The following is a 25318-nucleotide window of genomic DNA, read 5'->3' as shown; positions in this document are numbered from 1 at the left end:
GACATGACCACTCCGCTGGACATCGACGCGATCCGCGCCGACTTCCCGATCCTCAAGCGGGTCATGCGGGGCGGAAGCCAGTTGGCGTACCTGGATTCCGGGGCGACGTCGCAGCGGCCGCTGCAGGTGCTCGACGCCGAGCGGGAATTCGTGCTGACCTCCAACGGTGGGGTGCACCGCGGTGCGCACCAGCTGATGGAGGAGGCCACCGACGCCTACGAGCAGGGCCGCGCCGACATCGCGGCGTTCGTCGGCGCCGACGCCGACGAGCTGGTGTTCACCAAGAACGCCACCGAATCGCTCAACCTGGTGTCATACGTGCTGGGGGACAACCGCTTCGAGCGGTCCGTGGGACCCGGTGACGTCATCGTCACCACCGAGCTCGAACACCACGCCAACCTGGTGCCCTGGCAGGAGCTGGCCCGGCGCACCGGGGCCACGCTGCGCTGGTACGGGGTCACCGACGATGGGCGCATAGACCTGGACTCGCTGGAGCTCGACGAGCGCGTCAAAGTCGTGGCGTTCAGCCATCATTCGAACGTGACGGGGGCGGTGGCGCCGGTGGCCGAGCTGGTTGCGCGGGCCAAGGCCGTCGGCGCGTTGACCGTGCTGGACGCCTGCCAATCGGTGCCGCACGAGCCGGTCGACTTCCACGCGCTCGACGTCGACTTCGCCGCGTTCTCCGGCCACAAGATGATGGGCCCCAACGGGATCGGGGCGCTGTACGCGCGTCGCGAGCTGTTGTCGGCCATGCCACCGTTTCTTACCGGCGGGTCGATGATCGAGACGGTCACCATGGAGGCCAGCAGCTACGCAGCGGCGCCGCAGCGGTTCGAGGCCGGCACGCCGATGACCTCCCAGGTCGTCGGGCTGGCCGCGGCCGCACGCTATCTCGGCGCCATCGGCATGGACGCCGTGCAAGCCCATGAACGGGAACTGGTGGCCGCGACCATCGAGGGCCTGTCCGGCATCGACGGCGTGCGCATCGTCGGCCCGGCGTCGATGGAAAACCGCGGTTCGCCGGTGGCTTTCGTCGTCGACGGCGTGCACGCGCACGACGTCGGTCAGGTGCTCGACGACGACGGCGTCGCCGTGCGGGTCGGGCACCACTGCGCGCTGCCGCTGCACCGCAGGTTTCACCTGGCGGCCACCGCGCGGGCGTCGTTCGCGGTGTACAACACCGCCGACGAGGTCGACCGGCTGGTGGCCGGGGTGCGCCGCGCGCTGGATTTCTTTGGGAGAGGCTGACTTTGCGGCTCGAGCAGATCTATCAGGACGTGATCCTCGATCACTACAAGCACCCGCAGCACCGGGGGCTGCGGGAGCCGTTCGCCGCGCAGGTCTACCACGTCAACCCGGTCTGCGGCGACGAGGTCACCCTGCGGGTCACCATGTCCGACGACGGCGAAACCGTCACGGACGTCTCGTATGACGGGCAGGGCTGTTCGATCAGCCAGGCGTCGACCTCCGTGCTCACCCAGCAGGTGATCGGCCAGAGCGTGGGAGAAGCGCTCAAGACGATCACGGCGTTCACCGAGATGGTGTCCTCACGGGGGACCGTCGAGGGCGACGAGGACGTCCTGGGGGATGGGGTGGCGTTCGCCGGGGTAGCCAAATACCCGGCGCGGGTGAAATGCGCGCTGCTCGGATGGATGGCGTTCAAAGATGCGCTGGCGCAGGCCAGCGCGGAAAACCACACGCTGGCCCAGGCCGGCGAAGCTTTTGAGGAGGTTGCAGATGAGCGAGACCGCCGCACCGGATGACGAGTTGCTCGCCGACCTCGAGGAGGCGATGCGCGACGTCGTCGACCCCGAACTGGGCATCAACGTAGTCGACCTGGGCCTGGTCTACGGCCTGAACATCGAAGAGGGCGACGACGGGACCGTCGCCCTGATCGACATGACGTTGACGTCGGCGGCGTGCCCGCTGACCGACGTCATCGAGGACCAGTCACGCAGCGCGCTGGTGGGTGCCGGCCTGGTCGACGACCTGCGGATCAACTGGGTGTGGAACCCGCCGTGGGGCCCGGACAAGATCACCGAGGACGGACGCGAGCAACTGCGCGCCCTCGGCTTCACCGTCTAGATCCCCTCCACCTAGCTAGCCCCGACGGCGGCGACCCGCTTCGCCCGGCCCCGGCCGCGCTCGCGATCGCCGCTAAAGGTGGAAGGGGAGGTGGGGCAGATGCAGGTGGTGGTGCGGGCGGCCCATCGGCGGGCAGGCTTGTAAAGCGATCGTCATCGCTTGCAGCGCGCCGCCGCTGTTCGTTCCCTGGGCACCCATGCACTTGCCGTTCCCGATCGCCTCGGCGCCCGAAGGCGTCTGCTTGTTGTAGGTGGTCGAGCCGGCGACGGTGACGTTGGTCGGCGCGCTTTGACCGCCGGGACCCAGACCGTTGACGGCAATGGTGTCGCCCGAAACCGACGCGACCATCCCGTAGAAACCGGCCGGCGGCGGACATTTCCCGTCGATCGCCGGGGTGATCGTCACGGATTGGGCGGTGATCGCGGCAGGGGGCGGCGCGCTTTGCGGAGTGGCACGCACGTTGACGCAACTGCCCGGGGTGACGTCGGTCAGCCGGGCCGGCGCCTGCTCGACGACCCGTGTCGCCGGTGAGAAGTCCACCGTGGCCGAGCCCGTCCGCGTCCGCAGCTGGATCGTGCCGCCGGACACCGACTCGACCAGGCCCTCGACGTAGTCCTTGGCGACCGGTGGGGGCGGGGGAACCGCGCTCGGCGCCGCGGCGGGCGCCGGGCTCGTCGGGACCGCTGTCACCGTCCGCTTGGCGGCGCCGCCACTCGCCGTGTGGTCCGAGTGGCACATGGCCACGCTCAAGCTGACGACGGCGACTACCGCGACGATCGCGACCTGGGCCAGCCGAGGTCTGACGGATCGTGCGGTGCGCATTCGGCGCGGAATACCCAGCGGAGCGCCGTTTTCACCGACGGGTTATCAAGATCACCTCAGTGTCCGCGCGGCGGCTGCCCCGGCGCCGGGCACTTGCCGTCGACGGCCGCGCGCAGCCTGATCGACGTCGCCTGCAGCGTGCCGCCGTCCATGGTTCCGCGCGCGGCGACGCACTTGCCCTGCGTGATCGCCTCGGGGGTCGAGGAGGTCAGCTTGGAATACTTGGTCTGGTCGTCGACGGTTACGGGCGTCTGCGTGGTGTTGCCGCTGGCATCCGTGCCCGCGACGGTGATGGTGTTACCCGTCACCGAAGCGACCGAGCCCTGCAGCGGCTTCGGCTTGGGCGGCGCGGGGGTCGGCGAACCCGAAGGCGCCGGCGTCGTCGAACCCGGTCCGGAACCCGGCTTCTCCTTGGGCTGCGGGCAGGTGCCGTTGACCGAGGGGCTCACCCGGACCGACGCCGCGGTGACCGGCTGCTGCCCGCCACCCTGGATTTCCTTGGTGGGCCGCACGGTGACGCAGCTTCCCGAGGTCACGTCAGTGAGCGTCGCGGGAGCGATCTCGGTGACCTTGGTCGTCGAGGTGAAATTCACGGGGGCGTTGCTGTTGTCGTCCTTGGTGACCTGTATGGAGTTGCCCGCCACCGACGCGACGAGGCCGTTGACCTGCGCTTCGCCTTGTGCCGGTGCCGGTGATGTGGTGGTCGAGGTCACCGTCGAAGTAGAGGTGGAGGTCGAGGTCGGGCTAGCGTTATTCGACGAGCCGCACGCCGCCACCGACAGCGCGGTGGCGCCCGTAACGGCGAGGAGGGCGAAGCGGGCGAGCCGAGGCGTAGGACAGCTGACAGGCATCAACGTATCTCCAATCGTGGATGGGCCACGAAAAGATGTACCCGCTGGAGCTGTGCGTGAACTGTGCGACTACCCCTCAGAAGGCGTCTTCGGAAATGCGCATGATGTCGTCGTCGATGGACTCGATGACCCTGCGCTGCGCGGTCAGCCTCGGCAGCATGTTCTTGGCGAAGAACGCGGCGGTGGCGATCTTGCCCCGATAGAACAGCGCGTCGCTCTCGGACGGTGCGTCGGCAAGGGCGGCGTGCGCGGCGCCGGCCTGCACCAGCAACAGCCAACCGATCAGCAGGTCACCGACCGCGAGCAGGTATCGCACCGAGCCCAGTCCCACCTTGTAAATCTCGGTCGGGTGTTGGGTCGCCGACATCAGGTATCCGGTCAGCGCGCCCGTCATCACGGTGACGTCGTCCAGCGCGGTTTGCACTAGCTCGGCTTGCGGCTTGAGCGCCTCGTCGCAGGTGTCGATGGTCTTGGTGATCTGGGCCGTCACGAACTGCAGGGCCTCGCCGCGGTCGCGGACGATCTTGCGGAAGAAGAAGTCCAGCGCCTGGATGGCGGTGGTGCCCTCGTAGAGGGAATCGATCTTGGAATCGCGGATGTACTGCTCTAGGGGATAGTCGACCAGGAACCCCGAGCCGCCCAGCGTCTGCAGCGACTCGGTCAAGATCTCGTAGGCCCGTTCGGAGCTCACCCCCTTGACGATCGGCAGCAGCAGGTCGTCGACGCGGTGCGCCATGTCGTGATCGGCACCCGAAATCCGTTGCGCCACAGCGTCATCCTGATGGGCGGCGGCATACATGTACAGCGCGCGCAGGCCCTCGGCGTAGGCCTTCTGGGTCATCAGGCTGCGCCGCACGTCGGGGTGGTGGATGATCGTGACGCGCGGAGCAGCCTTGTCGGCCATCTGGGTCAGATCCGCGCCCTGCACCCGCTCTTTGGCGAAGGCCAGCGCGTTCAGGTAGCCGGTGGACAGGGTGCCGGCGGCCTTCACGCCGATCGTCATGCGGGCCTGCTCGATCACGGTGAACATCTGCGCGATCCCGTTGTGCACGTCGCCCACCAGGTATCCGACAGCGGGCACGTCGGTGGCGCCGAAGGTCATTTCACACGTCGGCGAGGACTTGATGCCCATCTTGTGTTCCAGTCCCGTGACGAAAACCCCGTTGCGGGAACCGAGTTCGAGCGTGTCCGGGTCGAACAGAAACATCGGCACGTAAAACAGGCTGAGCCCCTTGGTGCCCGGTCCGGCGCCCTCGGGCCGGGCCAGCACCAGGTGGAAGATGTTCTCGGCCGTATCGCCCACGTCGCCGCCGGAGATGAAGCGCTTGACGCCCTCGATGTGCCACGTCCCGTCGGGCTGCGGTATGGCCTTGGCCCGGCCCGCGCCGACGTCGGATCCGGCGTCGGGTTCGGTGAGGACCATGGTGGCCTGCCAGCCGCGCTCCACACCCATTGCGGCCCAACGCTTTTGCTCTTCGTTGCCCTCGACGAAGAGCGCCTGGGCCATGAAGTAACCCAGGCAGAAGAAGTTGGCGGAGGGGTTGGCGCAGATGAGCATTTCGTTGACCGCCCAGACCAGCGGCGCCGGCGCGGGCATGCCGCCGATCTCTTCGGCCAGGTTCAGCCGCCACCATCCGGCGTCCTTGAGCGCCTGCACCGTCTTCGCCAACTCGTCGGGCACGCTGATCGTGTGCTCGGCGGGATCGAACACGGGTGGGTTGCGATCGGCCGCCGCGAAAGATTCGGCGACGGGCCCCTCGGCGAGGCGGGCCGCCTCGCCCAGGATCGTTCGGACCGTGTCCTCGTCGAGGTCGCTGTAGCTTCCGCTGCCCAGTACGGCGCCGACATCGAGAACCTCGAACAGATTGAACTCGAGATCGCGGACATTGGCGATGTAGTGACTCAAGGCTTCTCCCTCTGACGGTCCCGTCCCGGTCCCTTAGCAGGCGGATCGTCAGCCCTAAGTCTGTCCGACGTGGGAAAACGTACGCAACCGTAACCTCGGTCGGCCCGGCGCGCCGCGCCGCCGGCGCGGCGATAATTCGGCGCGCATAAAACGCCGTTGTGCCAGAGGCCAATTCAAACGCCGGGGGGAGCTGCGGGAACATCACACCAGCTCGGTACGTTAAAAGTTTTGTGACCACACTCGATCTCACCGCTGAGAAGTTCAACGAAACCATCGAGGGCAACGACATCGTGCTCGTCGACTTCTGGGCCTCCTGGTGCGGACCATGCCGCCAGTTCGCGCCGACCTTCTCCGCGTCGTCGGAGAAGCACCCCGACGTCGTCTACGCCAAGGTCGACACCGAAGCCGAGCCGCAGCTGGCGGCCGCCGCCCAGATCCGGTCCATCCCCACGCTGATGGCCTTCAAGAAGGGCAAGCTGCTGTTCAACCAGGCCGGTGCGCTGCCGCCGGGCGCGCTGGAGGACTTGGTGCAGCAGGTCAAGGCGTTCGACGTCTCGGAGGTCTAGGGCGGCCCAGGCCGAACAGGCCTGATCAGACCAGTTGCCGCTGGAACCGGGCGCCGTTGCGCAGCGGTGCCGCCCCACGGCCCTCGGCGACTCGGACGAACAGGGATTTCAGGGTCGCCATGTAGCGGCTGACGGATTCGCGGGCGATCGGATTGTTCGGGAAAAACACGATCATGTGCGTTTCCTTCTCGTACCGATTCACACGTAAATCGAATCGGGCCGGAACCCTGCCGTCGTGGTAAATCTTCAGATTTGTCCCTCTCCAGTCGGAATTGACGACCGTGGAAAGGGGAGGGCTGCTGGCGTCCAGGTGAAACAGCAAGGGGACCCGTTCGTCCGGCATTCTCAACCAGGGCGCCAGCTCCAGCACCCGACTGAACGGTACGTCGGCCAGGTCTTTGCCCGAATCGAACGATTGCTGCGCGGCGCGGGCGGTAGCGCCGAACGACGACAGGTCCACGGGGATGGTGACCGGCACAAAACCGGTGAACCAGCCGATCGTGGCAAAGTCTGTGGGAGTGCTGCGCAGATCGCGCGCGACAAGCCCGTAATACGTTTCGGCGCCGGTCAACTCGTATTGGGCGAGGGCGGCGCACGCGAATACGCCGCCGCTGAAACGGGCGCCCCCGGCGATGCACGCGGTTTCGAAGGCGGCGGTTTGCCGCTCGTCCATCACCTTGACGAACATCAACTCGCAGGATCCCGATCCATCGCCGAGCGATACCGGGCATTCCGGAAGTGTTCCGGCGTTTTGCTCGAAAAAGTCCACCCACGCGCGTATTTGCGGCGAGTCCAGGGTGAGCGCGGATGTCTGGCGATGCTGGCGGACGCTGTAATCCTGGTAGCTGCCCGGGGCGGGGAGCGAAACCGGCGCTCGACCCGCCAGCAGGGCGCTGTACATCACGTAAAACTCCATGCCGATCGCACCGATAAACTGCGCATCGATGTAGAGGTGATCGATCATGAAGCAGAAGGTGAAGTTGTTCGCGCGTTGAATAACGGCGAAACGGAAGCAATCCCAGTCCAAGGGACTCGGTGTGGCCAATACGTGCTCGCGCCATTCCGCCGGTGTCAACTCACCCTGCTTGATGGCAACGCATCGGATATCTGCGGGATCGGTCACCGTGTGCCGAACGATCTGGTCGGTTTCGGTGAACTCGAACCAGCTGTGATATACGTCATGCCTGCGGAGATGCGTGTTGATGACGTAGGTCAGGACCCGGATGTCGCATTGGCCGGGCATGTCCCAGCTGCCGATACACAGCCGGGACATATCGGCCCCGCGGCCGGCATGTTCGCGAAAGTTACGCAGGTGGCGGGCTTGCTGGTGGCTGGCCGGCACGGCGCTGACCGGCGCCTGCCTGACCTTGGCGAGCGAGCCGGGCGAGGGATGCCAGCAGACCACCGAACCCGGTTCCGGCACCCAGTCGTCGATGGCCCCGAATGCCTCTTCTCCTGGGATGAACAAGTTTCCTCCCTACCTGCTTCATCGCCTGCGCACAGCCAATTCATAAACTCCATCGCAGCGTTGCCGACGGCGGTCCATCTCCGTTGGTCGGATCCTTTTGGGGTATAGCGCATTTCGCGCGCCAACAGCCCCCGCCACTGACGCTTGCGCAACCAACCAAGACGTCCCATCGGGCCGCACCTGCGACCTGCCCAATGGTGGCTAAAAGATAGCAGACCAAAAGAAACCCAGCGGGCGGAATCGGGACTTTCAGAACGTAAGCGTCTCCTCTTGACCGCTATCGCCCGGGCCGCTGTACCGGCGCCGGCACGATTGCCTCAAGTGCAGGCGAAGCCCCCGCCGCGGGCGGTAGAGTGCCGCCCATGTGGGCCACAGTGCTGGCATTAGGGCTGTTCGCGGGCGCGGACCCGGTGCGGATCGGGATTGCCGTCCTCCTGTTTTCGCGGCGCCGCCCCATGTTGCATTTGGTGGCCCTGTGGCTAGGCGGACTTGCGGCGGCCGTGGTACTGGGCGTGGGCATGCTGATCGGGCTGCACGACGTCGCGGCCGGGGTGATGCCCCGGGTGGAGCGTGCCACGACAAGCTCGACGGTGGGGCACATACAGATCGGGATGGGGGTACTCGCGCTGGTGGTCGCCGCGTCCATCGCGGTCGGCTCTTCGCTGCGTCAACCGGCGAAGGTGGGAATGGCCGCCGGCGATCGGCCGGATCAGGTTCGGGCTAACGCATTTTCGCGGCTGTCGACGCGCGCGCTCGATGCGCTCCAATCGTCTCCGCCGTGGGTGACATTCCTTGTCGGCGTCACGATTACCACCGACTTCCGGTACCTGGGAGTGCTCACCGCCATCCTGGCCTCCGGAACCGCTGTGGGCACCCAGATCAGCGCGGCCGCGGTCTACACGGCGCTGTCGCTGGCGTTCGCCGAGATCCCGATAGTCAGCCAACTGGTGGCGCCGGCAGGGACCAGTGCGGTGATGTCGCGCGTGCACGAATGGGTGAAAGCCCGCTGGCGGGCGGTCCTGGGCGTCGTCGTGGCCGTGCTAGGGATTTTGCTGATGACCACCGGCATGGGTCACGTCTGAGCCGTACGCGCTACCTTTCACAGGTGAGTTTGGTACTGGTAGAGCACCCGCGGCCCGAGGTCGCGCTGATCACCCTCAATCGGCCGGAGCGGATGAACTCCATGGCGTTCGACGTCATGGTGCCGTTCACAGAGGCCCTCGAGAACATCACCTACGACAATTCCGTGCGCGTGGTCGTGCTGACGGGGGCGGGTCGAGGGTTCTCCTCAGGCGCCGACCACAAGTCGGCGGGCACGGTGCCCAACGTCGAGGGACTGACACGCCCGACCTACGCACTGCGGTCGATGGAGCTTCTCGACGACGTCATCCTCGGGCTGCGGCGGCTACACCAGCCGGTGATCGCGGCGGTCAACGGCCCAGCCATCGGCGGGGGGCTGTGCCTGGCGCTGGCCGCCGACATCCGGGTGGCCTCGACCAGCGCTTACTTCCGGGCCGCGGGCATCAACAACGGGCTGACCGCCAGCGAGCTGGGCTTGAGCTACCTGCTGCCCAGGGCGATCGGATCGTCGCGAGCGTTCGAGATCATGATGACCGGTCGCGACGTCAGCGCCGAGGAAGCCGAGCGCATCGGCCTGGTGTCGTGTCAGGTGCCCGAAGGCCAGCTGCTGGACACCTGCTATGCGATCGCCGCGCGCATAGCGGCCTTCTCGCGGCCGGGAATCGAGTTGACCAAACGCACACTGTGGAGTGGACTGGACGCCGGTAGCCTGGAAGGGCACATGCAAGCCGAGGGCTTGGGACAGCTTTTCGTCCGTCTGCTCACCGCCAACTTCGAAGAAGCGGTTGCCGCGCGCGCGGAGAAACGGCCGCCGGTGTTCACCGACGACAAATAGCGGAAACAAGGGAAGTAGCAGGAGATGATGTGATCACGGCCACGGACCTCGAGGTCCGCGCCGGCGCGCGCATTCTGCTCTCACCCGACGGCCCGGACCTGCGCGTGCAGCCCGGCGACCGCATCGGTCTGGTCGGTCGCAACGGCGCGGGCAAGACGACGACCCTGCGCATCCTGGCGGGGGAGACCGAGCCCTACTCCGGATCGATCACCCGCACCGGCGAGATCGGTTATCTGCCGCAGGATCCCAAGGAGGGCGATCTCGACGTGCTGGCCCGGGACCGGGTCTTGTCGGCGCGCGGGTTGGACGTCCTGCTCACCGACCTGGAGAAGCAGCAGGCCCTGATGGCCGAGGTGGCCGACGACGACGCCCGGGACCGCGCGATCCGCCGCTACGGGCAGCTCGAGGAGCGCTTCGTGGCGCTCGGCGGCTACGGCGCCGAAAGCGAGGCCGGCCGCATCTGCGCGAGTCTCGGCCTGCCGGAACGGGTCCTGACCCAGCAGCTGCGCACCCTGTCCGGTGGGCAGCGCCGCCGGGTGGAACTGGCGCGCATCCTGTTCGCCGCCGCTGAGGGAGGGGCGACCGGCTCCGGTTCTTCCACCACTTTGCTGCTGGACGAGCCCACCAATCACCTGGACGCGGATTCGGTTGGCTGGCTGCGGGATTTCCTGCGGGCACACAGCGGCGGGCTGGTGGTCATCAGCCACAACGTGGAGCTGCTGGCCGACGTCGTGAATCGGGTGTGGTTTCTGGACGCGGTGCGCGGCGAAATGGACGTCTACAACATGGGCTGGCAAAAGTATCTCGATGCCCGGGCCACCGACGAACAGCGCCGCCGCCGGGAACGGGCCAACGCCGAACGCAAGGCCGCCGCGCTGCGCACGCAGGCCGCCAAGCTGGGCGCCAAGGCCACCAAAGCCGTTGCGGCGCAGAACATGTTGCGCCGCGCGGATCGGATGATGGCCGCCCTTGACGAGGAGCGGGTCGCCGACAAGGTGGCCCGGATCAAATTCCCCACCCCGGCCGCGTGCGGCCGCACCCCGCTGGTGGTCAAGGGCCTGAGCAAGTCCTACGGGTCGCTCGAGGTGTTCAGCGGCGTCGATCTGGCCATCGACCGCGGATCGCGGGTGGTGGTGCTCGGGCTCAACGGCGCCGGCAAGACCACGCTGCTGCGGCTGCTGGCCGGCGTCGAAAAACCCGACGCAGGGGGGCTGGAGTCCGGACACGGTTTGCGGATCGGCTATTTCGCGCAGGAACACGACACGCTGGACCTCGACGCCACGGTCTGGGAGAACATCCGCCACGCCGCACCCGAAGCCGGCGAACAAGACCTGCGAGGCCTGCTCGGCGCCTTCATGTTCAGCGGCCCCCAGCTCGATCAGCCGGCCGGGACCCTGTCCGGTGGCGAGAAGACCCGCCTCGCGCTGGCCGGCTTGGTGGCGTCAACGGCCAACGTGCTGCTGCTCGACGAACCGACCAACAACCTCGATCCCGCATCGCGCGAGCAGGTGCTCGACGCGCTGCGCAGCTATCACGGCGCGGTAGTGCTGGTGACGCACGATCCGGGAGCGGCCGAGGCCCTTGACCCGCAACGCGTGGTGCTGTTGCCCGACGGCACCGAGGACTACTGGTCCGACGAATACCGCGATCTCATCGAACTGGCCTAGCTCGCACAAGTGGCCGCAGGCGATTTCGCCAATTCGGCCCGCGGCCCACGATGGCTTCCTACTGTATGTGCTTGGAATCGACTTCGAGGCGTGGAGGGACCTTGACGAGCATGGTGAGAAAGCCGAAGAAGACGCGCGACCAGTTAGCGCACGAGCTACGCAACGCGTACGAGGGCGGTGCCAGTATCCGCAATCTGGTTGCCACCACGGGCAGGTCGTACGGCTCGATTCACAGCATGCTGCTGGAGTCCGGCACCACGCTGCGCAGCCGCGGGGGCCCCAACCACACTTCCAGTCGGCGCCAATCGACGCGGGCGTAGCGTCACTGCGAAATCACGTCCCCTTGTTCGCAGTGGCGCTACGCCCAGAGTTGTTGCGGCGCACCGAGTTTTCCACCAGGTCCAGGACGGCGGCCAGCCGGCGCGGATCTTCGCCGGATGCCAGCCGGGCCACCAGGCCGTCGAGAACCAGTTCCAGGTAGCACTGCAACACGTCGCCGGGAACGTCGTCGCGCACCCGGTGTGCCTCCTTCTGGCGGCGCAGCCGATCGGTCGTGGCGGCCGCCAGTTCCGCGGAACGCTCCGCCCAACCGCGGCTGAACACCGGGTCGTTGCGCAGCTTGCGTGCGATCTCCAACCTGGTGGCCAGCCAGTCGAACTGGTCGGGCGCGGCGAGCATGTCGCGCATCACCTGGATCAGGCCCTCGCGGGAGGCCACGTCGGCCATCCGCTCGGCGTCCTCGTGCGCCAGCGCGAAAAACAGCGCGTCCTTGTCGCGGAAGTGGTGAAAGATCGCGCCGCGCGACATCCCGACCGCCTTCTCCAGCCGGCGCACCGTCGCCTTGTCGTAGCCGTATTCGGCGAAGCAGCGGCGGGCGCCGTCGAGGATCTGACGGCGGCGAGCCGCCAGATGGTCCTCGCTGACCTTCGGCACGTTGCCGGCTAGCCGGACTTCAGCATGTTGCGCAGCACGTACTGCAGGATGCCGCCGTTGCGGTAATAGTCGGCCTCACCCGGGGTGTCGATGCGCACCACCGCGTCGAACTCGATCGGGTCACCGGAGGCCCCGTCTTCTTTGCTCGCCTTGACGTGCACCGTCTTCGGCGTCTTGCCGTCGTTGAGCGCCTCGATGCCGGTGATGTCGAAGACCTCGGTGCCGTCCAGCCCCAGCGACCCGGCCGACTCGCCCTCGGGGAACTGCAGCGGGATGACGCCCATGCCGATCAGGTTGGAGCGGTGGATCCGCTCGAACGACTCGGCGATCACCGCCCGCACGCCCAGCAGCAGCGTGCCCTTGGCCGCCCAGTCCCGCGAGGAGCCGGACCCATATTCTTTGCCGCCCAGCACCACCAGCGGAATGTCTTGTGCCGCATAGTTTTGCGCCGCGTCGTAGATGAACGCCTGTGGGCCGCCGTCCTGGGTGAAGTCGCGGGTGTATCCGCCGGCGACATCGTCGAGCAGCTGATTGCGCAGCCGGATGTTGGCGAAGGTGCCGCGGATCATCACCTCGTGGTTGCCACGCCGCGAACCGAAGGAGTTGTAGTCCTTGCGGTCCACGCCATGCTCGTCGAGGTACTGCGCCGCGGGGGTGCCCGGCTTGATGCTGCCGGCCGGCGAGATGTGGTCGGTCGTCACCGAGTCGCCCAGCAGCGCCAGCACCCGCGCGCCGCTGATGTCGCTGACCGGCTCCGGGTCGGCCGACATGCCCTCGAAGTAGGGGGGCTTGCGCACGTACGTCGAATCCGGGTTCCACTCAAAGGTGTTGCCGCTGGGCGTTGGCAGGTTGCGCCAGCGCTCGTCGCCCTTGAACACGTCGGCGTAGTTCTTGGTGAACATCTCCTGGCTGATCGCCGAGGCGATGGTGTCCGAGACGTCCTTCTGCGACGGCCAAATGTCTTTCAGGAAGACGTCGTTGCCGTCTTTATCTGCACCGAGCGGCTGCTCATCGAAGTCGAAGTCCATGGTGCCGGCCAGGGCGTAGGCAACGACCAGCGGCGGCGACGCGAGGTAGTTCATCTTCACGTCGGGGTTGATGCGACCCTCGAAGTTACGGTTGCCCGACAGCACCGCCGCCACCGAAAGGTCGTTGTCGTTGATCGCCTTCGAAACCTCTTCGGGCAGCGGGCCCGAGTTGCCGATGCACGTCGTGCAGCCGTACCCGACCAGATAGAACCCGAGCTTCTCCAGGTAGGGCCACAGGCCGGCCTTGTCGTAGTAGTCGCTGACCACCTGGGAGCCCGGCGCCATCGACGTCTTCACCCAGGGCTTGGAGGACAAGCCCTTGTCGACGGCGTTGCGGGCCAGCAACGCCGCGCCCAGCATCACCTCGGGGTTGGAGGTGTTGGTGCACGACGTCACCGCGGCGATCACCACCGCGCCATGGTCGAGCTCGAACTCGCCCAGCTCGTCGGACTTCACCCGCACCGGGTTGCTCACCCGGCCCTTGGCATGCGCGGCAGCCGATTCCACCCTCGGCGCGTCGTCGGCGTCGCCGTTCTCCAGCGCCCCCGGGTCGCTGGCCGGGAAGGACTCGTCGACCGACTCGTCCAGCTTCGAATAGTCCTTCTTGTCGGGGTCGTCGCCGACGTAGTTCGGAATCTGTTCGCGGAACGTGGCTTTCGCGTCGGACAAGGCGATGCGGTCCTGCGGACGCTTGGGGCCGGCGATCGACGGCACCACGTCGGACAGGTCGAGCTCGAGGTATTCGGAGAACTCCGGCTCGTGCTTGGGGTCGTGCCACATGCCCTGTTCCTTGGCGTAGGCCTCGACCAGCGCCAGCTGCTCGTCGGTGCGGCCGGTGAACCGCAGGTAGGAGATGGTCTCCTCGTCGATCGGGAAAATCGCTGCGGTGGAACCGAATTCGGGGCTCATGTTGCCGAGGGTGGCGCGGTTGGCCAGCGGCACCTCGGCCACGCCGTCGCCGTAGAACTCGACGAACTTGCCCACCACGCCGTGCTTACGCAGCATCTCGGTGACGGTCAGCACGACGTCGGTGGCCGTGACGGCGGGCTGTATCTCGCCGGTCAGCTTGAAGCCGACGACCCGCGGGATCAGCATCGACACCGGCTGGCCGAGCATCGCGGCCTCGGCCTCGATGCCGCCCACGCCCCAGCCGAGCACGCCCAGCCCGTTGACCATCGTGGTGTGCGAGTCGGTGCCCACGCAGGTGTCGGGATAGGCGACCCCGTCGCGGTCCATCACCACGCTCGCCAGGTATTCGATGTTGACCTGGTGCACGATGCCGGTACCCGGCGGCACCACCTTGAAGTCGTCGAAAGCGCCCTGCCCCCAGCGCAAGAACTGGTAGCGCTCGCCGTTGCGCTGGTACTCGATCTCCACGTTGCGCTCGAACGCGTCGGCCCGGCCGAACAGGTCGGCGATCACCGAGTGGTCGATCACCAGGTCGGCGGGCGCCAGCGGGTTCACCTTGTCCGGGTTGCCGCCCAGGTCGCCGATGGCCTCGCGCATGGTGGCCAGGTCGACGATGCACGGCACGCCGGTGAAGTCCTGCATCACGACGCGGGCGGGGGTGTACTGGATCTCAATGCTGGGTTCCGCCTTGGGATCCCAGTTCGCGATCGCCTCGATGTGGTCCTTGGTGATGTTGCTGCCGTCCTCGTTGCGCAGCAGGTTTTCGGCGAGGACCTTGAGGCTGTAGGGGAGCTTCTCGGTGTTGGGGACGGCGTCGAGGCGATAGATCTGGTAACTGTTGTCGCCGACCTTGAGGGTGTCACGGGCTCCGAACGAGTTCACAGAATCAGTCACTTCAACTCCCAAGGATTTAGTTCTTCCGCCGACGGGCCGTGTCGGCGGTGTTACTTTAACAGTACGCTTGTCCTGCATTACGCCGGGCGCTCGTAGTTCCAGTCTTGTCGCGTCCGGCGCACGTTTAAACCCCCTGCGGCGAATCGCGTTATCGGGCTGCCCGGGCGTGTCACGCGGCGAGACATAACGCACGTCGACCCGCGTCGGCGAGTCGTGTGCGAGGTTTATGTGTCGCGGCATGCCACCGCGCGATCCGGCGAACCCGAATCGCGTACGGTGCCTGTAGCACTGGGCAGGAGGGAAACATGACGGGGTACGAGTTTCTGCCGCTCTACATTCCGCAAGACGTCGACATGACGGCGATCAAGGCCCAGGTCGCGGCCGACGGCGTCAGCGCGACGCCGGCCGCCGCGCCCGGGCTGCTCGATGTGGTCAACGAGGCTCACGCCAAGGGCATCAACCTCAAGATCGTGCTGCTCGACCACAACCCGCCGAACGACACTCCGTTGCGCGACATCTCGACCGTGGTCGGCGCCGACTACCACGACGCGACGGTCCTGACGCTGAGCCCGAATTTCGTTGGCAGCTACAGCACGCAGTTCCCGCGCGTCACTCTCGAGGCGGGCGAGGACATCGCCAAGACGGGCAACCCGGTGGTCTCGGCGCAGCATTTTTTGCACGAGCTGGAAACGCCCGAGTTTCCGTGGACCGGGCTGACGATATTGCTGCTGATTGCCGTCTTCGCGGCGGCCGCCGGCACCCGGTTCCTGCAGTTGCGCGGAAAGCGTGCAGCAACGTCGGAGGGAGCGCCGGAAGCGGCGACGGAAGCGCCCGATAACGCCGTCTAACCGCGCCATCCGGCTCGGCCGGCTCTGACGCACAGCCCCTCGCGGCAAACACGATAGATCACCGTTCGGTCACATTAAACGCACGTCAAGAGTGCAGTTTGTGACGAACGTTTCCCCGGCGTCCCCTGTGACGTACGGTGCAAATGATGCTCGTGTTGTTTATGGCGCCTTCGGAAAACGTGTGCGTGGCGCCGTCCGTCCGCGTTGAGCCGTAGGAGACCTGAGCCGTATGAGACGCACCCGGTGTGGCTCTTCTGCGCGACCCGCCGTCAGGCTGGTCCGGACGCTCATACCCCCGGTCTTGTGCGCGGCCCTGCTCGTGGGCACCCCCGGGCTGGCGGAGGCCGACCCCGCCGCCGACGGCCTGGCCGCGATGATCGCCAACGTCGCCAGGGCCAACCAGCGGCTGGAAGACATGACCGCGCAAATCGAGACGCAGCAGGAAAGCGTCAACAAGGCCCTCGTCGACGTGGAGAGCGCCCGCGACAATGCGACCGCCGCCGAACACAACCTCGAGGCCAGCCAGCAGGCGGTCAAGGACGCCAACGCGGCGATCGCCGGGGCCCAGCAGCGCTTCAACACCTTCGCGGCGGCCACCTACATGAACGGCCCGTCGGGCAGCTACCTGACCGCGACCAGCCCGGAAGACATCATCGCCACCGAATCGGCCGCCCGCACCCTGACCGCCAGCTCCCAGGCGGTGATGGACAACCTGCAGCGGGCCCGCACCGAGCAGGTGAACAAGGAATCGGCGGCGCGGCTGGCCAAGCAGAAGGCCGACAAGGCCGCCGCCGACGCCAAGGCCAGCCAGGACGGCGCGGTGGCGGCGCTCACCGACTCCAAGCGCAAGTTCGACGAGCAGCGTCAGCAGGTCGTCCGCCTGGCCGCCGAGCGCGACGATGCCCAGGCGAAGCTCGAGGCGGCCAAGCTGCAATGGGCGGCGGGCAGGGGCGGCGGCGCCGTCCCGACGACGGGCGACCGGTGGGATCCCGGCGCACCGGCCGCCGCGCGGCCCTCGGGCGGTCGTCAGTGGGATGGTTGGGACCCGACGCTGCCCATGGTGCCCAGCGCGAACGTCCAGGGCGACCCGATCGCGGTGATCAACCAGGTGCTGGGGATCTCGGCGACGTCGACGCAGGTCACCGCCGGCATGGGGCGCAATTTCCTGCAGCAGATGGGCATCCTGCGACCCGACGACACCGGCATCACCAACGCCGCCCCGGGCCGCCCGTCCCGGATCCCGCGCGTCTACGGGCGGCAGGCCACCGAGTACGTGATCCGGCGCGGCATGTCGCAGATCGGGGTTCCCTACTCCTGGGGTGGCGGCAACGCCGCAGGCCCGAGCAAGGGCATCGACTCCGGAGCCGGGATCACCGGCTTCGACTGTTCGGGGCTGGTCCTGTATTCATTCGCCGGCGTGGGCATCAAGCTGCCGCACTACTCGGGTTCGCAGTACAACCTGGGCCGCAAGATCCCGTCGTCGCAGATGCGCCGCGGCGACGTCATCTTCTACGGCCCGGGCGGCAGCCAGCACGTGACGATCTACCTCGGCGACGGCCAGATGCTCGAGGCCCCCGACATCGGTTTGAAGGTCCGGGTGGCGCCGGTGCGCACCAGCGGCATGACGCCCTACGTGATCCGCTACATCGAGTGGTGACGAGTGAGTACTAGACGAGGAGCCATGCGCCGCAACGCGTTTCGCCTAATCAACCTGGCTCTCAAGCTGGGGGTGATCACCGCCGTGGTGACCGGGCTGATGTTGTCTGTGGCGAGCCCCGCCACGGCCGACCCCGGCCAGTGGGATCCCACGCTGCCGGCCGCCGTCAGCGCCGGCGCCCCGGGGGATCCGCTCGCGGTCGCCAACGCGTCGTTGCAGGCCACCGCCCAGGCCACCCAGACCACGCTGGATCTGGGCAAGCAGTTCCTCGGTGGGCTCGGGATCAACCTGGGCGGCAACACCCCGCCCCCCGCGGCCGACCCCAACGCCACCAGCCCCAGCCGCATCCCGCGGGCCAACGGCCGCCAGGCCATCGAGTACGTGATCAAGCGCGCCGGGTCGCAGATGGGTGTCCCGTACTCCTGGGGCGGCGGCTCGCTGCAGGGTCCCAGCAAGGGCGTCGGCGACGGCGCCAACATCAACGGCTTCGACTGCTCGGGCCTGATGCGCTACGCGTTCGCGGGGGTCGGCGTGCTGATCCCGCGGTTCTCCGGCGACCAGTACAACTTCGGCCGCCACATCCCCCAAGACCAGGCCAGGCGCGGCGACCTCATCTTCTACGGGCCGAACGGCAGCCAGCACGTCACCATGTATCTGGGCAACGGTCAGATGCTGGAGGCGTCGTCACTGGCCGGCAAGGTCACCGTCAGCCCGGTTCGCAAGCCCGGCATGACGCCGTTCCTGACTAGGATCATCGAGTACTGACCCAGGTGTGCCGCCCGTTGGCTGCTCGAACGGCGCGTCGACGGATTTCGGCAGGCCTGGAATAGTTGGACGCGGGCACGTTGCTGCCCCACGACATCGGTCGTGCAGCAGTCGTGTCCCAATGAGCTGTGGAGGGTTCTTGATGACATCACCAGGTGGGCCGCCCCCGGGCGCCAGCAGTTACCCGGGCCCAGGTGGCCAGTCCGGCCCCCCGGCCCATGAAGCGCCCACCGGCGGTGGCGGTGCCGGTAACGGCCTGGCCGCCGAGGTGCACACGCTGGAGCGCGCGATCTTCGAGGTCAAACGGATCATCGTCGGCCAGGACCAGCTGGTGGAGCGGATGCTCGTCGGCCTGTTGGCCAAGGGCCACGTGCTGCTCGAGGGTGTGCCCGGCGTGGCCAAGACGCTGGCCGTCGAGACCTTCGCGCGCGTCGTCGGCGGGACGTTCGCGCGCATCCAGTTCACCCCCGACCTGGTGCCCACCGACATCATCGGTACCCGCATCTACCGGCAGGGCAAGGAGGAATTCGACACCGAGCTCGGCCCGGTGGTGGTCAACTTCCTGCTCGCCGACGAAATCAACCGCGCGCCGGCCAAGGTGCAGTCGGCGCTGCTGGAGGTCATGCAGGAACGCCATGTATCGATCGGCGGCAAGACCTTCCCGCTGCCCAGCCCGTTCCTGGTGATGGCCACGCAGAACCCGATCGAGCACGAGGGCGTCTACCCGCTGCCCGAGGCCCAGCGCGACCGCTTCCTGTTCAAGATCAACGTCGGCTACCCGTCGCCGGAAGAGGAGCGCGAGATCATCTACCGGATGGGCGTCAAGCCCCCGGTGCCCAAGCAGATCCTGAACACCGGCGACCTGCTGCGGCTGCAGGACATCGCGTCCAACGTCTTCGTCCACCACGCGCTCGTCGACTATGTGGTGCGCGTCGTCACCGCCACCCGTAACCCCGAGCAGCTCGGCATGAACGACGTCAAGACCTGGATCTCGTTCGGCGCGTCCCCGCGTGCCTCGCTGGGCATCATCGCCGGCGCGCGTGCGCTGGCCCTGGTGCGGGGCCGCGACTATGTCATCCCGCAAGACGTCGTGGAAGTCATCCCCGACGTGCTGCGCCACCGGTTGATACTCACCTACGACGCGCTTGCCGACGAGATCTCGCCGGAAATCGTCATCAACCGGGTCCTGCAGACGGTGGCCTTACCGCAGGTGAATGCCATTCCGCAGCAAGGACATTCGGTTCCCCCGGTAATGCAGACCGTGGCGGCTAGCGGTCGGTGACCGATCCTCAGAAGCCGGCGGTGCGCCACCCGCCATCGTTTGAGCGCGGGCAGATCGACGACCCGAAGCTGTCGGCGGCGCTGCGCACGCTCGAGCTCACGGTCAAACGCAAGCTCGACGGGGTGCTGCACGGCGATCATCTCGGCCTGATCCCGGGACCGGGCAGCGAGCCGGGGGAGTCGCGCGAGTATCAGCCCGGCGACGACGTCCGGCGGATGGACTGGGCCGTCACCGCGCGCACCATGCACCCGCACGTCCGGCAGATGATCGCCGACCGCGAGCTGGAGACCTGGATGGTGGTCGACATGTCGGCCAGCCTGGACTTCGGCACGACGGTGTGCGAGAAGCGCGACCTGGCGGTGGCGGCCGCGGCGGCGATCACCTACCTCAACAGCGGCGGCGGCAACCGGCTCGGCGCGATCATCGCCACCGGCGCGACCCTCACCCGCGTGCCGGCCCGCTCCGGGCGCCAGCACGAGCAGACGCTGCTGCGGACCATCGCCACCACGCCCAAGGCGCCGGTCGGCGTGCGCGGGGATCTGGCGACGGCGATCGACGCGTTGCGCCGGCCGGAACGCCGCCGCGGAATGGCCGTGATCATCAGCGACTTCCTCGGTCCGATCAACTGGATGCGCCCGCTGCGGGCCATCGCGGCGCGCCACGAGGTGCTGGCCATCGAGGTCCTCGACCCCCGCGACGTCGAACTGCCCGACATCGGTGACGTCGTGCTGCAGGACGCCGAAACCGGCGTCACGCGGGAGTTCACCATCGATGCCCAGCTGCGCGACGACTTCGCCAAGGCCGCCGCGGCGCACCGCGCCGAGGTGTCCCGCACCATCCGAAGCTGCGGGGCACCGGTGCTGACGCTGCGCACCGACCGCGATTGGATCGCGGACATCGTCCGTTTCGTCGAGTCACGCCGGCGCGGGGCGCTCGCGGGGCGGCAGTGACGCGTTAATGACAGTGCCCCTGCTGGGCCCGATGACGCTGTCGGGCTTCGCGCATTCGTGGTTCTTCCTCTTTCTCTTTGTGGTCTTCGGGCTGGCCGCGCTCTACATCCTGCTGCAGCTGGCGCGCCAGCGGCGGATGCTGCGGTTCGCCAACATGGAGCTGCTGGAGAGCGTCGCCCCGCAGCGGCCTTCCCGATGGCGGCACGTGCCGGCGATCCTGCTGGTGTTGTCTCTGCTGCTGTTCACCATCGCGATGGCGGGGCCCACCAACGACGTCCGCATCCCGCGCAACCGCGCGGTGGTGATGCTGGTGATCGACGTGTCGCAGTCGATGCGCGCCACCGACGTCCAGCCCAACCGGATGGCCGCCGCCCAGGAGGCCGCCAAGCAGTTCGCCGACGAGCTGACGCCGGGCATCAACCTGGGGCTGATCGAGTACGCGGGCACGGCGACGGTGCTGGTGTCCCCGACGACTAACCGCGACGCGACCAAGAACGCGCTGGACAGGTTGCAGTTCGCCGACCGCACGGCCACCGGGGAGGGCATCTTCACCGCGTTGCAGGCCATCGCGACGGTGGGCGCGGTGATCGGCGGCGGCGATAAACCGCCGCCGGCGCGCATCGTGTTGTTCTCCGACGGCAAGGAGACGATGCCGACCAACCCGGACAACCCGAAGGGTGCGTTCACCGCCGCGCGCACCGCCAAGGACCAGGGCGTGCCGATCTCGACGATCTCGTTCGGAACCCCCTACGGCTTCGTTGAGATCAACGACCAGCGCCAGCCCGTCCCCGTCGACGACTCCACCATGAGGAAGGTCGCCGAGCTCTCGGGCGGCAATTGGTACAACGCCGCGAGCCTGGCCGAGCTGAAGGCCGTCTACGCGTCGTTGCAACAGCAGATCGGCTACGAGACGATCAAGGGCGACGCCAGCACGGGCTGGCTGCGGCTGGGGGCGCTGGTGCTGGCGCTTGCCGGGCTGGCGGCGCTGCTGATCAACCGCCGCCTGCCCACCTAGCTGTTCGCCCGCCTCGCGGGCGTAACGCCATGGCGATTCTCGGCTCGATTTCTCGCCCTGGCGTTACGAGCGGCGGGCTCGCGCGAGGGCCACTCGGCGGATGATGTCGTCGGAGTGGTCTTCGGCGATGGCCCTGACCACGATCCACCCGTAACGCTCCAGCATCTCCAGCCTCCGAATGTCCTTCACGTATTGATATCGGCTGGATCGATGCTGATCCCCGTCATACTCGACCGAGACCTTGATCTCCTCCCACCCCATATCCAAATACGCTTCGGCCCAACCCCATTCGTTGCGCACCGCGATCTGCGTCTGCGGTCGTGGAAAGCCGGCACTCGTCAGCAGCATGCGTAGCCACGTTTCCTTCGGCGATTGGGCTCCGCCGTCGACCAGCTCGAGGGCCGATCTAGCGGCTCGCATACCGTGACGGCCGCGGTAGCGGTCGACAAGCAGCTCAACGTCGGCCATCTTCAACTCGGTCGCTTGCATCAATGCGTCCACCGCGGCGATTGCGACGCCCCTGGGATAGCGGCGGGCCAGGTCGAGTGCGGTGCGCGCCGGTGTGGTGACGCACATGCGGTCAACGATGGCGATCTCGTCGGGCTCGATGCGCTCTTCCCAGACATGCACCCCGGGGGTCTTGCGGCGGTTCGTGTCGATGATCTCGGCCGGCCGCGACGGGTCGATCCACCGAGCGCCATGAAGCGCGGCGGCGGAGAATCCTGCCAGGACGCCGCGACGGCGCGAGCGCAGCCAGCAGGCTCTCGCGCGCAATACGGCGGTCATGTCGACATTTCGCGGAACATATACGTCTTGATGAAGCGCAACGTATCGGCTACGCAGTTGATGGCGGGTCAACCAGCCTTCCGCTAAGGCTTCGCTGCCCAGGAACGGGTCTGTCATGGCGGAAGTGTGCCGACGGTCACCGACAGCGCCGCGGGCGTAACGCCACGGCGAAATTCTGGTCGATTCTTCGCCATGGCGTTACGCGCGCGGTGTGAAGCGGGGCGATTTCGGCCGTTCCGCGGTGAAGCGCTAGGTTGGCGGGGTGACTGACACGGCCACCGAGAACACCACCGAGAGCGCATCCAGTTGGGGCAGACCCGCATTCGTATCCCGCTCGGTCCTGGTGACGGGCGGAAACCGGGGGATCGGCCTGGCGATCGCGCTGCGGTTGGCCGCCGACGGTCACAAGGTGGCCGTCACGCACCGCGGTTCCGGGGCGCCCGAGGGGCTGTTCGGCGTCGAGTGTGACGTCACCGACAACCACGCCGTCGACCGCGCGTTCAAAGAGGTCGAGGAGCACCAGGGTCCGGTCGAGGTGCTGGTCGCCAACGCCGGCCTGGCCGCGGACGCGTTCCTCATGCGGATGACCGAGGAGAAGTTCGAGACGGTCATCAACGCCAACTTGACCGGGGCGTTCCGGGTGGCTCAGCGGGCATCGCGCAACATGCAGCGACAGAAGTTCGGCCGGATGATCTTCATCGGTTCGGTCTCCGGCACCTGGGGCATCGGCAACCAGGCCAACTACGCGGCTTCCAAGGCCGGTGTGATCGGCATGGCCCGTTCGATCGCCCGGGAGATGTCGAAGGCCAACGTGACCGCGAATGTGGTGGCCCCGGGCTACATCGACACCGACATGACCCGCTCGCTGGATGAGCGGATCCAGGAGGGCGCACTGCAATTCATCCCGGCCAAGCGGGTCGGCACCGCCGCAGAGGTCGCCGGGGTGGTCAGCTTCCTGGCGTCCGAGGATGCGAGTTACGTCTCCGGTGCGGTCATCCCGGTCGACGGCGGCATGGGCATGGGCCACTGAATTTTGAACGACGGCATAAGGACGGACATGGCAGGACTGCTCGAAGGCAAACGGATTCTGGTCACCGGGATCATCACGGACTCGTCGATCGCGTTTCACATCGCGCGGGTGGCCCAAGAGCAGGGCGCCGAGCTGGTGCTGACCGGGTTCGACCGGCTGCGGCTGATCCAGCGCATCGCCGACCGGCTGCCGCAGAAGGCCCCGTTGCTCGAGCTCGACGTGCAGAACGACGAGCATCTCAACACCCTCGCCGGGCGGGTCACCGAAGTGATCGGGGAGGGCAACAGGCTTGACGGCGTGGTGCATTCGATTGGCTTCATGCCGCAGAGCGGGATGGGCATCAACCCGTTCTTCGACGCGCCCTACGAGGACGTCTCCAAGGGCATCCACATCTCCGCCTACTCCTACGCCTCCCTCGCCAAGGCGTTGCTGCCGATCATGAACCCCGGCGGTTCCATCGTGGGCATGGACTTCGACCCGACCCGCGCCATGCCGGCCTACAACTGGATGACGGTCGCCAAGAGCGCTCTGGAATCCGTCAACCGGTTCGTGGCACGGGAGGCCGGCCCGTACGGCGTGCGCTCCAATCTCGTTGCCGCCGGGCCGATCCGGACGCTGGCGATGAGCGCGATCGTCGGTGGTGCGCTCGGCGACGAGGCCGGCGCCCAGATACAGCTGCTCGAGGAGGGCTGGGACCAGCGCGCGCCCGTCGGCTGGAACATGAAGGACCCCACGCCGGTAGCAAAGACGGTGTGCGCCTTGCTTTCCGAGTGGCTGCCTGCCACGACGGGGACCGTCGTCTACGCCGACGGCGGCGCGAGCACCCAATTACTTTAGGGCGCAATGGAATACCGTGCTTTTTGATGCCGTCCTGCTGCTGTCCTTCGGCGGGCCGGAGGGCCCCGAGCAGGTGCGGCCGTTTCTGGAGAACGTCACCCGCGGCCGCAACGTGCCGGCCGAGCGCCTGGACGAAGTCGCCGAGCACTACTTGCATTTCGGCGGGGTGTCACCGATCAACGCGATCAACCGCGCGCTGATCGCCGAGCTGCGCGCCGAACTGGACCTCCCGGTCTATTTCGGCAACCGTAACTGGGAACCCTACGTCGAAGACGCCGTTACGGCCATGCGTGACAACGGCATTCGTCGCGCGGCGGTGTTCACCACGTCGGCATGGAGTGGGTATTCCAGCTGCACGCAATACACCGAAGACATCGCCCGGGCGCGTCGGGCGGCCGGTCCGGACGCGCCGGAGTTGGTCAAGCTGCGCCCGTATTTCGACCACCCGCTCTTCGTGGAGATGTTCGCCGGTGCCATCGCGGCGGCCGCCCAAACCGTACCGGCCGAGGCGCGGCTGGTGTTCACCGCGCATTCCGTCCCGCTGGCCGCCGACGAACGCTGCGGGCCTCGGCTGTACAGCCGCCAGGTCGCCTACGCCACAATGCTGGTCGCGGCGGCCGCCGGGTATGACGATTACGACCTGGTCTGGCAGTCGCGCTCCGGGCCGCCCCAGATCCCGTGGCTGGAGCCCGACGTCGCCGACCACCTGAGCGCGCTGGAAGCCGCGGGCGTCAAGGCTGTCATCGTCTGCCCGATCGGGTTCGTCGCCGACCACATCGAGGTCGTCTGGGACCTCGACCACGAGTTGCGATCACAAGCCGAGGCGGCGGGGGTGGCATTCGCGCGCGCGGCAACGCCCAACGCGGACCGCCGATTCGCGCGGCTGGCCGCCGGCCTGATCGACGAACTCCGCCACGACCGAAAGCCCGAACGGGTCAGCGGACCCGACCCGGTTCCGGGCTGCCTCGCGAGCGTCAACGGCGCGCCGTGCCGGCCGCCGCACTGCGCGGCACTCCCAAGTCCTCCAGAGTGAAACGTGGGCGGCGACACGCCGAGCAGTCCCGCCACCGCTTCACACTGGACGCCGTCGGCTCACACTCGCCG

At 67.4% G+C, this 25318-nt stretch carries 24 protein-coding genes; 17 read left to right on the top strand and 7 right to left on the bottom strand.

The window, feature by feature from the left end:
- Nucleotides 1–3 precede the first annotated feature (3 nt).
- From A5764_RS13635 to A5764_RS13625, 3 genes are read left to right on the top strand one after another with little or no spacing between them, the layout of a single operon-like run.
- Nucleotides 4–1248 carry a cysteine desulfurase gene (locus A5764_RS13635; RefSeq protein WP_067114028.1) on the top strand — a complete coding sequence of 415 codons (1245 nt, stop codon included), beginning with the start codon at nt 4–6 and terminating at the stop codon, nt 1246–1248.
- Nucleotides 1245–1763 (top strand): Fe-S cluster assembly sulfur transfer protein SufU, encoded by a 519-nt coding sequence (gene sufU / locus A5764_RS13630; RefSeq protein ID WP_156664664.1) that lies wholly within the window; start codon nt 1245–1247, stop codon nt 1761–1763. Before A5764_RS13635 ends, sufU begins: the two co-directional genes overlap by 4 nt.
- Nucleotides 1738–2085, top strand: coding sequence for a metal-sulfur cluster assembly factor (locus A5764_RS13625; RefSeq protein WP_067114026.1), 348 nt, complete (start codon nt 1738–1740; stop codon nt 2083–2085). The genes sufU and A5764_RS13625 overlap by 26 nt, the downstream gene beginning before the upstream one ends.
- Before the next feature lie 72 nt (nt 2086–2157).
- Here the strand turns inward: A5764_RS13625 and A5764_RS13620 are convergent, their stop codons facing one another.
- The 3 genes from A5764_RS13620 to A5764_RS13610 all read right to left on the bottom strand — a co-directional run bounded on the left by A5764_RS13620 (nt 2158) and on the right by A5764_RS13610 (nt 5664).
- A complete protein-coding gene (locus A5764_RS13620) occupies nt 2158–2907 on the bottom strand; it encodes a DUF5666 domain-containing protein (protein WP_067114025.1) in 750 nt (249 codons plus the stop codon).
- Between the two features lie 56 nt (nt 2908–2963).
- On the bottom strand, nt 2964–3620 hold the full coding sequence (locus tag A5764_RS13615) for a DUF5666 domain-containing protein (protein ID WP_231989704.1): 657 nt from the start codon (nt 3618–3620) through the stop codon (nt 2964–2966).
- Nucleotides 3621–3834: 214 nt separating this feature from the next.
- Nucleotides 3835–5664: an acyl-CoA dehydrogenase gene (locus A5764_RS13610; protein ID WP_067114024.1), complete on the bottom strand. Its 1830-nt coding sequence runs from the start codon at nt 5662–5664 to the stop codon at nt 3835–3837.
- Between the two features lie 230 nt (nt 5665–5894).
- Here A5764_RS13610 and trxA point away from each other — a divergent pair, with 230 nt between their 5' ends.
- Nucleotides 5895–6230 carry a thioredoxin gene (gene trxA / locus A5764_RS13605; protein ID WP_067114023.1) on the top strand — a complete coding sequence of 112 codons (336 nt, stop codon included), beginning with the start codon at nt 5895–5897 and terminating at the stop codon, nt 6228–6230.
- A 25-nt stretch (nt 6231–6255) separates the two neighbouring features.
- On the opposite strand, the gene A5764_RS13600 is transcribed toward trxA, so the two are convergent.
- Nucleotides 6256–7653: a condensation domain-containing protein gene (locus A5764_RS13600; RefSeq protein WP_304441328.1), complete on the bottom strand. Its 1398-nt coding sequence runs from the start codon at nt 7651–7653 to the stop codon at nt 6256–6258.
- Nucleotides 7654–8060: 407 nt separating this feature from the next.
- Between A5764_RS13600 and A5764_RS13595 the strand changes: the two genes are divergently transcribed.
- The 4 genes from A5764_RS13595 to A5764_RS13580 all read left to right on the top strand — a co-directional run bounded on the left by A5764_RS13595 (nt 8061) and on the right by A5764_RS13580 (nt 11600).
- Complete coding sequence (locus A5764_RS13595; RefSeq protein WP_067114022.1) at nt 8061–8780, top strand: GAP family protein; 720 nt, start codon at nt 8061–8063, stop codon at nt 8778–8780.
- Nucleotides 8777–9613: an enoyl-CoA hydratase gene (locus A5764_RS13590; RefSeq protein ID WP_369807322.1), complete on the top strand. Its 837-nt coding sequence runs from the start codon at nt 8777–8779 to the stop codon at nt 9611–9613. Before A5764_RS13595 ends, A5764_RS13590 begins: the two co-directional genes overlap by 4 nt.
- Before the next feature lie 29 nt (nt 9614–9642).
- A complete protein-coding gene (locus tag A5764_RS13585; protein WP_067114020.1) occupies nt 9643–11280 on the top strand; it encodes an ABC-F family ATP-binding cassette domain-containing protein in 1638 nt (545 codons plus the stop codon).
- Between the two features lie 113 nt (nt 11281–11393).
- Nucleotides 11394–11600 (top strand): helix-turn-helix domain-containing protein, encoded by a 207-nt coding sequence (locus tag A5764_RS13580; protein ID WP_067114225.1) that lies wholly within the window; start codon nt 11394–11396, stop codon nt 11598–11600.
- 13 nt (nt 11601–11613) lie between these two features.
- Here A5764_RS13580 and A5764_RS13575 read toward each other — a convergent pair whose 3' ends face one another.
- Together A5764_RS13575 and A5764_RS13570 are read right to left on the bottom strand one after the other, a co-directional pair.
- Nucleotides 11614–12213: a TetR/AcrR family transcriptional regulator gene (locus A5764_RS13575; protein WP_067114019.1), complete on the bottom strand. Its 600-nt coding sequence runs from the start codon at nt 12211–12213 to the stop codon at nt 11614–11616.
- Nucleotides 12214–12221: 8 nt separating this feature from the next.
- Complete coding sequence (locus A5764_RS13570) at nt 12222–15044, bottom strand: aconitate hydratase (RefSeq protein WP_067114018.1); 2823 nt, start codon at nt 15042–15044, stop codon at nt 12222–12224.
- A gap of 305 nt (nt 15045–15349) precedes the next feature.
- On the opposite strand from A5764_RS13570, the gene A5764_RS13565 reads away from it, so the two are divergent.
- The 6 genes from A5764_RS13565 to A5764_RS13540 all read left to right on the top strand — a co-directional run bounded on the left by A5764_RS13565 (nt 15350) and on the right by A5764_RS13540 (nt 21561).
- Nucleotides 15350–15892, top strand: coding sequence for a DUF6676 family protein (locus A5764_RS13565; protein ID WP_067114017.1), 543 nt, complete (start codon nt 15350–15352; stop codon nt 15890–15892).
- A gap of 229 nt (nt 15893–16121) precedes the next feature.
- A complete protein-coding gene (ripA, locus tag A5764_RS13560; RefSeq protein ID WP_067114016.1) occupies nt 16122–17549 on the top strand; it encodes an NlpC/P60 family peptidoglycan endopeptidase RipA in 1428 nt (475 codons plus the stop codon).
- 24 nt (nt 17550–17573) lie between these two features.
- Nucleotides 17574–18314 carry an NlpC/P60 family peptidoglycan endopeptidase RipB gene (gene ripB / locus A5764_RS13555; protein WP_067114015.1) on the top strand — a complete coding sequence of 247 codons (741 nt, stop codon included), beginning with the start codon at nt 17574–17576 and terminating at the stop codon, nt 18312–18314.
- Between the two features lie 142 nt (nt 18315–18456).
- Nucleotides 18457–19596, top strand: coding sequence for a MoxR family ATPase (locus A5764_RS13550; protein WP_067114224.1), 1140 nt, complete (start codon nt 18457–18459; stop codon nt 19594–19596).
- Nucleotides 19593–20546 carry a DUF58 domain-containing protein gene (locus A5764_RS13545; protein ID WP_067114014.1) on the top strand — a complete coding sequence of 318 codons (954 nt, stop codon included), beginning with the start codon at nt 19593–19595 and terminating at the stop codon, nt 20544–20546. The genes A5764_RS13550 and A5764_RS13545 overlap by 4 nt, the downstream gene beginning before the upstream one ends.
- Nucleotides 20547–20553: 7 nt before the next feature.
- Nucleotides 20554–21561 carry a VWA domain-containing protein gene (locus tag A5764_RS13540; protein WP_067114013.1) on the top strand — a complete coding sequence of 336 codons (1008 nt, stop codon included), beginning with the start codon at nt 20554–20556 and terminating at the stop codon, nt 21559–21561.
- Nucleotides 21562–21624: 63 nt separating this feature from the next.
- On the opposite strand, the gene A5764_RS13535 is transcribed toward A5764_RS13540, so the two are convergent.
- On the bottom strand, nt 21625–22464 hold the full coding sequence (locus A5764_RS13535) for a DUF559 domain-containing protein (RefSeq protein ID WP_067114012.1): 840 nt from the start codon (nt 22462–22464) through the stop codon (nt 21625–21627).
- Nucleotides 22465–22609: 145 nt separating this feature from the next.
- On the opposite strand from A5764_RS13535, the gene fabG1 reads away from it, so the two are divergent.
- From fabG1 to A5764_RS13520, 3 genes are read left to right on the top strand one after another with little or no spacing between them, the layout of a single operon-like run.
- Nucleotides 22610–23377, top strand: a complete 768-nt coding sequence (gene fabG1, locus A5764_RS13530; protein ID WP_067114011.1) for a 3-oxoacyl-ACP reductase FabG1 — start codon at nt 22610–22612, stop codon at nt 23375–23377.
- Between the two features lie 27 nt (nt 23378–23404).
- Nucleotides 23405–24214: an NADH-dependent enoyl-ACP reductase InhA gene (gene inhA / locus A5764_RS13525; RefSeq protein ID WP_067114010.1), complete on the top strand. Its 810-nt coding sequence runs from the start codon at nt 23405–23407 to the stop codon at nt 24212–24214.
- A gap of 16 nt (nt 24215–24230) precedes the next feature.
- Nucleotides 24231–25247, top strand: a complete 1017-nt coding sequence (locus tag A5764_RS13520) for a ferrochelatase (protein WP_067114009.1) — start codon at nt 24231–24233, stop codon at nt 25245–25247.
- Nucleotides 25248–25318 lie beyond the last annotated feature (71 nt).

It is taken from the genome of Mycobacterium sp. 852002-51057_SCH5723018, assembly GCF_001667035.1.
Lineage (GTDB): Bacteria > Actinomycetota > Actinomycetes > Mycobacteriales > Mycobacteriaceae > Mycobacterium.
Note: the sequence above shows the minus strand (reverse complement) of the source record. Positions and strands in the feature narration are given on the sequence as shown.

Coding starts and splice junctions, on each gene's coding strand:
- A5764_RS13550 (WP_067114224.1), top strand. CDS start 18,457: ATGACATCACCAGGTGGGCCGCCCCCGGGCGCCAGCAGTTACCCGGGC.
- A5764_RS13540 (WP_067114013.1), top strand. CDS start 20,554: ATGACAGTGCCCCTGCTGGGCCCGATGACGCTGTCGGGCTTCGCGCAT.
- A5764_RS13535 (WP_067114012.1), bottom strand. CDS start 22,464: ATGACAGACCCGTTCCTGGGCAGCGAAGCCTTAGCGGAAGGCTGGTTG.
- A5764_RS13635 (WP_067114028.1), top strand. CDS start 4: ATGACCACTCCGCTGGACATCGACGCGATCCGCGCCGACTTCCCGATC.
- A5764_RS13565 (WP_067114017.1), top strand. CDS start 15,350: ATGACGGGGTACGAGTTTCTGCCGCTCTACATTCCGCAAGACGTCGAC.
- inhA (WP_067114010.1), top strand. CDS start 23,405: ATGGCAGGACTGCTCGAAGGCAAACGGATTCTGGTCACCGGGATCATC.
- A5764_RS13625 (WP_067114026.1), top strand. CDS start 1,738: ATGAGCGAGACCGCCGCACCGGATGACGAGTTGCTCGCCGACCTCGAG.
- ripB (WP_067114015.1), top strand. CDS start 17,574: ATGCGCCGCAACGCGTTTCGCCTAATCAACCTGGCTCTCAAGCTGGGG.
- A5764_RS13620 (WP_067114025.1), bottom strand. CDS start 2,907: ATGCGCACCGCACGATCCGTCAGACCTCGGCTGGCCCAGGTCGCGATC.
- ripA (WP_067114016.1), top strand. CDS start 16,122: ATGAGACGCACCCGGTGTGGCTCTTCTGCGCGACCCGCCGTCAGGCTG.
- A5764_RS13595 (WP_067114022.1), top strand. CDS start 8,061: ATGTGGGCCACAGTGCTGGCATTAGGGCTGTTCGCGGGCGCGGACCCG.